This is a genomic window from Pseudoalteromonas sp. XI10 (assembly GCF_001469895.1).
Classification (GTDB): domain Bacteria; phylum Pseudomonadota; class Gammaproteobacteria; order Enterobacterales; family Alteromonadaceae; genus Pseudoalteromonas.
The window spans coordinates 1-12305 of the sequence record NZ_LOPY01000020.1; the positions used below are offsets into that span (position 1 = coordinate 1).

The 12305-nt window shown below is 42.9% G+C and carries 10 protein-coding genes; 4 read left to right on the top strand and 6 right to left on the bottom strand.

Translation table 11 applies throughout. The features are described from left to right. Positions 1–699: 699 nt before the first annotated feature. Complete coding sequence (locus tag AUR67_RS05105) at positions 700–2721, bottom strand: prolyl oligopeptidase family serine peptidase (RefSeq protein WP_058584402.1); 2022 nt, start codon at positions 2719–2721, stop codon at positions 700–702. Positions 2722–2883: 162 nt separating this feature from the next. Between AUR67_RS05105 and AUR67_RS05110 the strand changes: the two genes are divergently transcribed. The 3 genes from AUR67_RS05110 (at position 2884) to AUR67_RS05120 (ending at position 5345) form a co-directional block, all read left to right on the top strand. After that, positions 2884–3261 (top strand): VOC family protein, encoded by a 378-nt coding sequence (locus AUR67_RS05110; protein WP_055021764.1) that lies wholly within the window; start codon positions 2884–2886, stop codon positions 3259–3261. A gap of 270 nt (positions 3262–3531) precedes the next feature. After that, the gene (locus AUR67_RS05115) at positions 3532–3846 is read left to right on the top strand and encodes a hypothetical protein (RefSeq protein WP_058584403.1); all 315 of its coding nucleotides are present in this window, start codon (positions 3532–3534) and stop codon (positions 3844–3846) included. A 518-nt stretch (positions 3847–4364) separates the two neighbouring features. Further along, positions 4365–5345 (top strand): WD40 repeat domain-containing protein, encoded by a 981-nt coding sequence (locus AUR67_RS05120; RefSeq protein ID WP_152996486.1) that lies wholly within the window; start codon positions 4365–4367, stop codon positions 5343–5345. A 48-nt stretch (positions 5346–5393) separates the two neighbouring features. Here the strand turns inward: AUR67_RS05120 and AUR67_RS05125 are convergent, their stop codons facing one another. From AUR67_RS05125 to AUR67_RS05145, 5 genes are read right to left on the bottom strand one after another with little or no spacing between them, the layout of a single operon-like run. Then, entirely contained in the window at positions 5394–6251 is an 858-nt protein-coding gene (locus AUR67_RS05125) for an aminotransferase class IV (RefSeq protein WP_058584405.1), read from the bottom strand. A 2-nt stretch (positions 6252–6253) separates the two neighbouring features. After that, positions 6254–7117 carry a glutamate cyclase domain-containing protein gene (locus AUR67_RS05130; RefSeq protein WP_058584406.1) on the bottom strand — a complete coding sequence of 288 codons (864 nt, stop codon included), beginning with the start codon at positions 7115–7117 and terminating at the stop codon, positions 6254–6256. Continuing rightward, the gene (locus tag AUR67_RS05135) at positions 7102–7833 is read right to left on the bottom strand and encodes a 5-oxoprolinase subunit PxpA (RefSeq protein ID WP_058584409.1); all 732 of its coding nucleotides are present in this window, start codon (positions 7831–7833) and stop codon (positions 7102–7104) included. Before AUR67_RS05135 ends, AUR67_RS05130 begins: the two co-directional genes overlap by 16 nt. Positions 7834–7839: 6 nt before the next feature. Beyond that, positions 7840–8637 (bottom strand): putative hydro-lyase, encoded by a 798-nt coding sequence (locus AUR67_RS05140; protein ID WP_058584407.1) that lies wholly within the window; start codon positions 8635–8637, stop codon positions 7840–7842. Between the two features lie 48 nt (positions 8638–8685). Beyond that, positions 8686–10494 carry a glycoside hydrolase family 3 protein gene (locus AUR67_RS05145; protein WP_058584408.1) on the bottom strand — a complete coding sequence of 603 codons (1809 nt, stop codon included), beginning with the start codon at positions 10492–10494 and terminating at the stop codon, positions 8686–8688. A 350-nt stretch (positions 10495–10844) separates the two neighbouring features. On the opposite strand from AUR67_RS05145, the gene AUR67_RS05150 reads away from it, so the two are divergent. After that, on the top strand, positions 10845–12305 hold a 1461-nt coding region (locus AUR67_RS05150; RefSeq protein ID WP_152996487.1), incomplete at its 3' end, for an FAD-binding oxidoreductase.

Sequence of the window (12305 nt, forward strand, 5' to 3'; positions counted from 1 at the left end):
CTCGCAACCCGCAACCCGCAACCCGCAACCCGTATCTCGGATCACTCTTTAACCAAGTCTTGGATCAGCCATTTACTAGCTTATAAAAATACAGATCACGCATTTACCAGCCTAAGAATTTTAGATCAGGATTTAACTACCTCCGCCTTATGGGCCTTAATTTAGTGCTTATTGGCATAGCACAACCTCTAGAATGGCTAAAATTAGGTCATATAAACGGCAATTTAGGACTGTTTTGTAAAATTTTGCGATTTACAAACCGATTTTTTATTAACTCACCCAAGCTATAAACCGATTTTTTACCAACTCAACATCCTTACAAACCAAAATTTTACTAACTGAAGCTAGGTTTTTAGCGGCACAAACCGATTTTTTACTAACTCAAGTTACTGATTTTGGCTATAAACCGATTTTTTACTAACTGCTTTTGGATTAATGTCCGATATTTGAATGATGTATGTAAGGAGTTACTCACATTTTGACTGTAAAGGGGGTTTACAGGGGAAGAAGTTAGCGAGGGGAAAGTTAGAAAGGGGAAAGTAGCAGCGGGTTTACCCCGCGTTATGGTTTTATTAAATGACGTTTCGGATATGGCGCGATATAAAATCGCGCCACAATGCTTTGCTAACTTGCTAACTTGCTAACTTGCTAACTTGCTAACTTGCTAACTTGCTAACTTGCTAACTTGCTAACTTGCAACTACTCACTATGCTTATCAAACCACCATTGAATATAGGCGACTTTGGTCATCAGGTTTGATGGGCGAGCGGTAATACCATGTGAAGCATTAGGAATACGCACCATCGCTGTATCAACGCCTTGTAGCTTTAATGCTTGGTAAAATTGCTCGGTTTCAGAAATCGGCGTACGATAGTCTGATTCACCGGTTAATAGCATAGTTGGTGTTTTTACATTGCCCACATAGCTAATTGGAGAGCGCTTCATATAATGCTCAATATTGTCCCATGGTTTACCTGGGAACCAATAGTCAGCAAAGAAAGGGTAGAAGTCAGCAGTTAGTACAAAGCTGATCCAATTGATAACAGGTTTAGCAACAACAGCAGCTGCAAAGCGGTCTGTATGACCCACAATCCATGCAGTTAATACACCACCACCTGAACCGCCGGTAACGAATAGTTTGCTTTCATCAATAAAGCCTTTATTGATGACAGCATCAACACCTGTCATTAAGTCATCAAAGTCATTACTTGGGTAGTTATGATGAATTGTTTGCGCAAATTCTTTGCCGTATGAGTCACTGCCGCGCGGGTTCATATAAAGTACAACATTACCTTTGGCTGCGTATAATTGTACTTCAGGGCTAAAGTGAGGGCCGTAGTTTGCAACAGGACCGCCGTGGATCTCTAAAACAAGTGGGTACTTTTTGTTTTTATCAAAGCCCGGTGGGTAAGCAATCCAACCTTGAATAGCCAAACCGTCGTGGCTTGATTTAACCCAAATTTCTTCAACCTTGGCTAGCTCTTTGTCGCCCAGCGCATCTTCGTTTAATTGCGTTAAACGAGCCGTTTTACCGCGCTTAATTAATGCTACATCAGCTGGGCGCTGTGTATCTGCGAGTGTGAATGCAACTTCACCATCTTCGCTCACATCAAAATCACCACCTGAATACGGACGACCAAAGGCGACACTACCAATCTCTGAGGTAATCACTTTATGTTTACCACTACGTGGCTGGTAAGCTAAGTGTGTTTTGCCTTCGCTATCGTAGCTAAAATAAAGACCTCTGCCGCTATCATCCCATTTAATGCTTTCGACACTGCGGTCTAAATCAGCAGTGAGTACTGAGGTTTTACCTGATTTTAAATCAAGTAAATAAATGTCGCTGTTTTCATAGTTAGTCTTTTTGTCGTCATAGCCTGTGTATGCCAGGTAACGACCATTTGGAGAGACTTTAGGACGTGAATCTGGGCCTTTACGGTCTGTTATTTGGGTAATTGAACGATCCGCTAAGCTAAGTTTATAGATTTCAGATTCAGTTGGGTGTAATTCATTATCTTCATAACGATTAGCCGAAAAATAAAACGCATCGCCTTTTTCGTTAAAGCTAATAGCACCACCATGATCAAAATCACCAGCGCTTAATTGACGTGCATTGCCGCCCGTTGCACTGATGATAAAAAAGTGACGATAGCCTTTTTCAGAGTAGCCACCGCCATCGGCACGGTAATAGGTATCGTCAATATATTTAGCTGGCTCAGCCCACTTAGCGCCTTCAGGCTTACCCGGTAAAGATACTGGGCTTGCTGATTTTGCTGGCACAAACTGGCTAAACACCAATTGTTTACCATCTGGCGTCCAAGTTAATCCGCCAGGGCTTTGCGTTAGGTTACTAATTTTTGCTACGTTACCGGTTTTTAACCATTTTACATAGATTTGGCTGCTACCATCTCGGGTAGAAATAAACGCTAAACGAGTTTCATCTGGTGACAATACCGGAGCGTAATCCATATGCACGCCAGATGTTAGCGGTAGCATGGTTTTACCATCTGGGTTTACTGACCAAATATTACTGACTTTACGGTCGCTTTTGATATCCATGCGATTACGCACGAAGTAAATTGTATCGCCATTTTTTGTCATTTCTATTTGGTTGGCATATTCAAGATCAAAAACATTTTCAAGTTGAAAGGTATTGCTAGCTCCTGCATGGCTGTAAAAGCTAGCTGCTGCAAGCAGTGCTAAAGACGTTTTAAACTTCATTTTATTTCCTTGTTAGTGAGCAGTAATTAGGGCGTGTTAACCTGTTATAAAGTAACAACCATCAGAAATATAGTCCATTGCGATGAATGGAGAAATCAATAGACAGATGGTCATTTCCCTTTTATGTTGAGTACAGACACTTTTAAACGTAAGGAGCACACAATGATAGGTTACACAATGTTAGGCACTAACAACCTAGCTAAAGCAGTAAAGTATTACGATGAATTGTTCGCCACTCTAAACGCCGAGCGCTTTTTAGAAACTGACCGCTTTGTCGCATGGAGCACAGGCCAAGATAAGCCCGGTTTTGCGGTTACCAAACCTTATAACGATGAAAAAGCTACAGTGGGTAACGGCACTATGATTGCTCTAGCAGTCGAAACCCCAGCCCAAGTAGATGCCTTTTATAAAAAGGCCATAGAATTAGGTGGCACAGACGAAGGAGCCCCCGGCCCACGAGAAATGCCCGGCTTTTATGCGGGATACTTTAGAGACCTAGACGGTAATAAACTTAATGTGTTTTGTTTTACGCATGGGTAAAGAAAGTTAGCAAGGGGAAAGTTAGAAAGAGTAAAGTTAACAGACGCTAGGCTCTAGGAAACTGGGTCTAGCCTATTTAACTGAGGTTTTAGATAATAAAGAGTAAGTTTCACCAGCTTAGAACATTATGGTTCATTTGGACTGGTTTTCAGGTAGCTATGAGCAGAACTGTTATACCTTTGTAAGGTATGCATGCTCAAAATTGACAAGCTCCTGTGTTTTATACACATGTTAGTGATAGCAATTCATTTAAAGTAAATGTGCAGAATTATGAAAAAATTAGTGTATTTCATTGTCTATTGTTTAGTTTGGCATCCCGTATACGCAGAAGAACCAGACGATCTTTTTGGCGCCTTGAGTGGCTTATACTGGTGTTTGAAGAAAGAAATTCCAACAAGCTTAGAGCAGATTGATTCCGCGTTTGGATTTGAATTACCAGCTAGTGCAACTAAAGTCAGTTTTGATGATTGGTATAAAAATGTAAGTTTAACCGTTGAAAACGGGGAGCTGTTAGTAACTCGTAAGTTAGATAAAACATTAAAAAAATCGACTGTTAATTGTGAATCTGTTTCAAGCACTAACTAGAACAATAGATTTCATGGTAAGCAAAGCGAACTTTTTAGAAAACGCGCTAAAGCACGACCTACAACTCGCAAAAAGTCGCGCGAAATAAATTTCACGCCTACAAGAAAATCGTAGGGTAATCTTAAGCTGTGATTAGGAAGCTGTTATTCGGCGCTAAAGCACCTCCTACCTCACATCTCGTACCTCGCATTTCGCACCTCGAATCTCATACTTCGCATCTCGTTTCTCGTCCCTCGCATCTCGACTTTCGCATTTCGTACCTCGCATCTCGTACCTCGCATTTCACACCTCGTCCCTCGCACCTCGCATTTCGTACCTCGCATTTCGCACCTCGCATTTCGCATTTCGTACCTCGCATTTCGTACCTCGCATCTCGTACCTCGCATCTCGCATTTCGCACCTCGACTCTCAACCTGATGGCTGACAGCTGACAGCTGACAGCTAGTTCCCCTACCAACTTCTGCTTATTTTCATTACACTGCTTCTATACAAAATAATTATAAAAATTGAGAATTATCATGACGTCGAAACTGCTTCAATCCCTTTCTTGTGTATTTGCACTGAGCCTTTTGGGCTGTGGTGGAGGTGAGGTGTTTACTGCTCCTGCTAGTAGTGAGTTTGCCCATGGCAATGAGCTACTAAGTGCCACGGCGCTAACCGAGGATGCGAGTCACGCGTTAGTGGCAACCCAATCTGAGGTGTGCGTTTGGGATAATCAGTTAAAAACGCGTTTATACGATTGTATAACAGGGCAGGGCGCTGAACATATTGAGCTTGTGGGCTTTAGCGCTAACAAATCTCGTTTTTTCATTTCAAATCGATTATCGGTGACTTTATACGATACTCGCACTGGGCGTAGTATTGGTACTTGGCTTACCGGGCAAGAAATCGCTAGAGACATCGCTATTTCAGCCGTAGGCGATACTTTGGTTATCGCTTATCGTAGCGGCAAGGCTGAGGTAATAAATACTCGCACAGGTGATACTAAGCGTTTTGATATTCATCGCTTAGATATTAATAGCGTGGCGTTATCGGCTGATGGTCAGTGGGCGTTTACCGGCTCAAGCGACAAGTACGTTAAGCTTTGGTCAACAAGTGATGGTAGCACTCGCTTTGAAGAGCGTTTAGCGACTAGAGTGAATCACGTTACTTTAAATAAAACAGCAAGCTTGGGCTTTGCAATTGACTCGGTTGATGACCGTGTATTTTTTGATTTAGCCAATCAAAAAGAGCTATCAGAAGTGGCCTCATACTCTAACTTTATTGAATTCACTGCATCGCAATTTATCAATCAAGATAAATGGCTATTAACGGGCTCACCAAAAATGAAGATGCGTTTATATCGCGTTGCAGATGGTGAATTAATCGCTGAATACGAAGCTAAACAACAGCGCCAACGTACGTCAGTACTAAGTGTGGCTTACGATGGTAAGCAACTATATTCAGAAACCAGTGACGGCCTATTGCAAGCTTGGCCTTATAAAGCAAATAAAAGCTAAAACAAAAACGCCTACTTGCAGTAGGCGTTTGTTTTTAGTGCGATTAAATTAGTAATCAAACTTATGCTTGGAAAACAGGCTTTGTACTTGTTGCCAAACTGCACCAGGTTTACCATCGCCAACTAACTTGCCATTTACTTTTACAACTGGGCCAACTTCTTTAGTGGCGCTGGTGATCCATACTTCGTCGGCATCAAGTAACTCATCTTTACTAATAATGCGCTCTTGCACTTTAAAGTCACTGTAACTGTGAAGAATATTGAGGATTAACCAGCGGGTGATCCCCGGTAAAATTTGGTTATCGAGTGGTGGCGTACTGATCACACCATCTTTAACAATAAACACGTTACTTGAACTAGCTTCGGTAATTTCTTCTAAGCGGTTAAATAGAATGGTTTCTTTATTACCTGCTGCTGCGCCATGTTGATAATGGATCACGTTGCCAAGCAGAGCCGTTGATTTAATATGGCAACGTTGCCAGCGACGGTCTTGCTCAAGCGATACAGTGTAAGTTGTTGCATTGTCGATATCGCCTTTTGGCTCTGCTGGAATTTCAAAAGCAAACGCGAATACGGTCGGGGTAATATTAGTTGGGTAACCGTGAGCACGTTTAGTGTCGGCGCCGCGGCTAACGTGCAAATAAACCCCTAGATTATCACCTTGGTTTTTCTCGCATAAATCATTACAGATTTTACGCCACGTATCGGCACTGTAATCGAGCTTAATTTCAAGTTCGTTTAAACCGTTATTCATACGTTCAATATGTGCGCCAAAGCCTAGCATTTTACCTTGGTATGATGGGATCACTTCATAGATGCCATCGCCAAATAAGAAGCCGCGATCCATTGGTGAAATCTTTGCTTCATCAGCGCCAAGGTATTCACCGTTTAGGTATACCGTGCCCATAGTTAAACCTCATTCTCTGTCGTAAAGCCGCCAAGTTGGCGAAGCCGAGTTATTAATTGTTGACCATGCATAGCATGCAGGCCGTCTTCGGTGAGCTCATTTTTATGGGTGACGCCATCGACACTACCGCGCTCACTTAGATAATGCAAAATGTTGAGTGGCTCAATATCAGCCAGCAAATCTGTGTTATGCCAGCGACTTAAAAAGGCAATGAGCCCGTATGCTGCCCAGTTAGATACATCGGCAAGTAACAGCTCATCACAGGTTGTTAAACAAGGAGTGATGTTTAGCGCTTGCATATGCTGTGCAAGGTTACCCATGCCTATTTCGTTACCGCCATCACCAATCGCTATGGTGGGGCAGGGTGCTTTTGTCACAAAAAAATCAAAGCAGCCACAATGCTCCGAAATATCAATACCGCGCATATTATAATAACGCTGATGCTCGTTAAGCCCCGGGCGTTCTATTGATAAAACACAATCAGGCTTTAACTGCGCAAGGGCTTTAATGCTAAAAGTGTGTGCATTATCAATGCTATTAATTGGTAACTCAAAACAGTTAAAGTCATTTTTCAAGGCACTGTAAAGGGGGTTGCCAGTAACCAAAATAGGCTGTTTACCAAGCTTTTCGAGCACCTTGTAAAGTGCAATTGCACCAACCGGACCATCGGTTTCGAAAGTATTGTTAACCGCAAAGCCCGTACCTATCAACACAGTACCTTGTGCTTTATAAAGGTATTTTGCTGCACGTAAATACGTACCCGTTAGTTGTTTTGCGTACAAATGCTGCATACCACGCGGGTTTTGTTCAACCATCATGGTTTCAATTTGTTGGCTGAGCGCTGCGTCGCTTAGGCTTGCTGACATAGTACTTTGATCTCTTGAATGAGCGCAATACCCGCTTCATTATCGCCATGTACACACAGGCTGTCGGCATTAAGTGCCAGCTGCTGACCACTTCGCGTTGTAACTGTGCCATGTGCAACTAACTGTTTTACCTGTGCCATTAGCGCCGGTTTGTCGTGTACACTGCCGGCTAAAGAGCGCGCAACAAGTTTACCTTCGTCTGTGTATTGACGGTCGGCAAACGCTTCTAAAATGAGTTCTAGTTCAAGCTCTTTTGCTTGTACTTTGTGTTTGGCTGCTTGGTTGGTAGCTAAAATCATCAACTTTAATGGCTTTGCATAACTTGCCACTGCGCGCATAACAATATTCAGCGTTTGCTCGTCACTCATCATATCGTTATACAATGCGCCGTGTGGCTTAACGTATTCGAGCGTTAAACCATGTACTGCAGCCATACCATCAATTGCAGCAATTTGATAATGCAGGCAATTAGTCAGCTCTTTTTCGCTCATAGCCATTGAGCGGCGACCAAAGCCTTGCTTATCTGGGTAACTTGGATGTGCGCCAACCATTACTTTGTGTTGCTTGGCGAGGGCTAGGGTGTTTGCCATCACATCGGCATCGCCAGCATGAAAGCCACAAGCAATATTTGCCATATCAATATGTGGCATAACTTGCTCGTCTAAGCCCATTTTCCACATGCCAAAGCTTTCGCCAAGGTCACAGTTTAGTTTCATCGTCATTTATAACGCTGCCATTTTACTATTTGGAATATCGGTGATCAGCATATGCCCTGGGCTATGCGTGATACAAAAATCAGGTGCCGCGTTGGCAATTGCAACTTGTGGAGTCACACCACAGGCCCAAAATACGGGCACTTCGCCTTCTTTAATGGTCACCGCATCACCAAACTCAGGTTTGTTGATATCTTTAATGCCAATTGCAGCAGGGTCACCAAAATGCACTGGCGCACCATGTACACTTGGAAAACGGCTGCAAATTTGGATCGCGCGAATGGCATCGGCAGGTTTCATTGGGCGCATGCTTACAACCATATTGGCGTGAAAAATCCCTGCACTTTGGCAAGCCATATTGGTCACATACATAGGCACATTTTTTTGTTCGCTGATGTTTCTGATCTCAAGGCCCGCAGCAATTAGTGCTTCTTCAAATGAGAACGAGCAACCAATTAAAAAGGTGACTAAATCGTCGCGCCAATGATTCGTAATATCGGTAACCTCTTCAACCATTTGACCTTGTTTAAAGACGCGGTAACGGGGTAAGTCGCTACGAATATCAATGTCTTCACCAACAGTTGGCATATCGGTAACGCCCGGTATATGGCTAGTTGCAATGATTGGGCAAGCTTTTGGGTTTGCTTGGCTAAACTGCAAAAAATCAAACGCGTATTGTTTAGGTAAAATCACTAAATTAGCTTGCACAAAGCCCGGAGCAAAGCCCGATGTATTGCCAGTGTAGTCACCCTCGCGTACCATTTTACGAATAGCCGCTGGAGTGGTTAAAGATGCATTTTTTTGCATGTGACTCTCCTTGAAATTAACACTTGCCCATTGTTGCTACAATAACACTCAGTTCAGGTCATTAATAGTAACGGGCAGCTGCCCTTTAGCAGGGGCTTTCCCTAGTAAAACGTTTGCCAGCGCTGTAAAAGCAGGACCAGCAATCTTTTCATCTGTATCTACATCTATATTGTAAGCATAGGTGGCAAGTACAGCATCGCCAAATTTTCCAAATTGGGCAATATCGTAAGGGGCGCGTAAGCTGACAAATACGGTCTTTTTATGGGCTAATTTTGCTTGTTTTAGCAGTGATTCTAATGCCGCAGATTGGTCGGCCTTAGCAATTGCAAACTCAGGGTTATCAGCTAAGTCATCCATCCCGCCGACTTCAACAGCACTTTGTTTTGGTGACGCATTAGCGGCAATGATTATGTCGGCTTCGTTAATTTCTTTTAATGCTGCAAGTGGCTCATAACCTTGCAAACTCGTACAACTAAAGCTGATTAGCTTATCGGTGTTATCAATTAACGCCTGCTGCAGAGCATAGCATTTACGAGTATCTGGCATAATAATATGCACTTTGCTGCCCGATTTAATGTTAAGCGGTAGGGTGTTTTTCTCGTTTTTCACTTCGGTGATAGCTGCCAATGCTAATTCCGCTTCTACTTTTCTATGGCTTTGATCACCGAGTAAAAGCTGCGCTTTTTTGATGGCTGCCTCGTCATCAAGCGAAGAGGTCAGTTTAAACTTTTCTTTAAGTTTTAAAATACGTGTTGCAGACGCGCTCATTTCGTTGGCATTTAACGTGCCGCGTTGTACTTCTTGCTCTAATCGCTCAATCAGAGCTTCAAGTACTGCTAAGTCTTTAGGGCTTCTGATTTCGATTGGCATAAGGGCAATATCAACACCCGCTGCAAAGGTATTGACGACCGCTTCAATTGGTTCGAAAAAGTGGCTGATCCCCGCCATATCGAGAGCATCTGTGATCACCACACCTTGATAACCGAGTTCGTCCCGTAATAAATCAGTGATGATTTTGCGCGACATCGTTGCAGGTTTGATCATGGTTTTGCCTTCTTTACTGACAAACGTGCTGTCATCAAGGGCAGGGTATTGGATATGTGCAGTCATGATCATACCCGGTTGTTGGTTTTTAATAATTTCTTTAAAAGGAGGGAGATCTTGCTGCCAAATAGTTTCTTTATCGTGCATTACTTTTGGCAGGCCTGTGTGGCTATCTACATTGGTATCGCCATGTCCCGGAAAGTGCTTTAACGATGAAATAACGCCGTTGTTTTCAAACCCTGCCACTTGGGCACCACCTAGTTTTGCAACCAATTGCGGATCTTCACCGTAAGAACGCACGTTAATAACTGGGTTATCTGGGTTCATGTTTACATCGACCGTGGGTGCATAGTTAACATTCACACCCAGTGCCAATAGCTCGTCGGCAATAATGCGTGCAGATTCAGTTGCGAAGTGGGTACCATGTTCTTTATAGGTCGCACCAATCGACATGTTACCGGTAAACGACGTGCCTACATCACGAGGAATACGGGCAACTCGGCCACCTTCTTGGTCTATCGAAATAAACAGCGGTAAGCCTAACTCTGACTTAGCTGCGGCTTTTTGTAGATCATTATTAAGTTTGATAACTTGCGGTACGGTATCGATATTTTCTGCAAATAAAATCACCCCACCAATATTATGTTTAGTGATGATATTCGCTAAATCGGCCGGTAGCTCTGTCACCGGTGTACGGCATTTTTGTTCACCCGGGTCTTGTTCGCAGTAATAACGTAGGTCAAGCATGAGCTTTTGCCCTAACTGTTGTTTTAAAGTTAATGCAGACTCAGCAAATGATGATTGTAATGGCATGAAACACCCTAATCCGATAACCAGTGACGATAGTGCAAACTTATTTAACACAGCAAGCTCCAAAGCAAAACGCTTATTTAGTTTTTAGAATAAATTATTCTTGATGTTAATGGGTTTTTAAATATAAATACAGTATTTTTTTGCTACCCTAGCGGTTTTTCAGTCCGACTGCAAAAAGCTAAGCTAGATCACCAAATAGGGCTAACAGGCTTAAATAAACAAACCTTTATACTTATTAAAAGCGTGACAAGTTGATAATTTATCAATTTAATGGGTCGCTTTTTAGTACAATTTAAAGTAATAATATATTCCATAATCATCAGCGTAAATATGACAAGCCTGGGGGCGAGATGGCTTTAACTCGATTACACGCATTTAAACAGCAAATTAAACCTTTTTTACCAGAGTCTGCATTAATAGAAGATTACTCGCGCCGTTATGCGTACGGAACAGACGCCAGCTTTTATCGATTAATCCCTGAGTTAATTGTATTAGTGAGCAACCAAAATCAAGCAAGGCAAGTGATCATTGCTGCCAACGAGCAACACGTACCCATCACATTTCGCGCCGCCGGAACGAGTTTATCTGGGCAAGCAATTACCGATTCGGTATTGGTTTTGTTGTGCGATAGTTGGAGCAAGTTTGAAATCCTTGATGACGCTGAAGCAATACGCTTACAACCGGCGATCATTGGTGCTCGAGTAAATCAAGTATTAGCACCGTTTGGTAAAAAAATTGGCCCTGATCCCGCTTCAATTAATAGCTGTAAAATAGCGGGGATGGCGGCAAATAATTCATCGGGCATGTGTTGTGGAGTGGCGCAAAACAGCTACCACACAGTAAAAGATATGACCCTCATTTTTGCCGATGGCACTGTGCTTAATACGGCTGATAGCCAAAGCTGCAATGCCTTTTTGCAAAGTCATAGCCCTTGGGTTGATGAGCTAATGAGCCTAGTTGATATCGTAAAGCAAAATCCCGATTTGAGTGAGCGAATCGCCCATAAATATCGTTTAAAAAATACCACAGGCTATGGTCTAAACGCGCTGCTGGATTTTTCTGATCCAATCGAAATCATAAAGCACCTCATTATTGGCTCTGAAGGTACGTTAGCTTTTATCGCCGATATCACCTACCGCACTGTGGTTGAGCATAAGTACAAACACACAGGTTTCTTTATTTTTGACGATATCAGCAAGGTGTGTGAGCTGGTACAAAGGCTGAGTGAGCTTGATGTTGCTGCTGTTGAGCTACTAGATAAACGTGCTCTGATGTCGGTGTCTGAACACGCTATAATGCCAAAAGAAGTGGCCAGCTACCCAGAACAATCAGCGGCACTGTTAATTGAGTTAAGAGCTGAAAATGCACATGATCTCGATGCGCTCACTAACATCACCGAGCAACTTCTTGCTGAGTTTAAACAAAGCCAACTGGCAGCGATTGAGTTTTCAGCAGACAGCGCTCGTAATGCGGCACTTTGGAATATCCGTAAAGGCACGTTTCCTGCTGTTGGCGCGGTGCGCGAAACTGGCACTACTGTGATAATTGAAGATGTTGCCTTTGCCCTTGATAAATTAGCTGATGGCGTGAATGCGCTGCATCAATTATTTATTAAATATGGTTATGATGAAGCCATTATTTTTGGCCATGCACTTGCCGGAAATCTGCATTTTGTATTCACCCAAGCTTTTGATACACCAGAGCAAGTAAGCCGATACGAGCAATTTATGGCTGATGTGGCGAACTTAGTGGCGGTTGAACTAAAAGGGTCATTAAAAGCTGAGCATGGCACTGGGCGTAACATGGCGCCG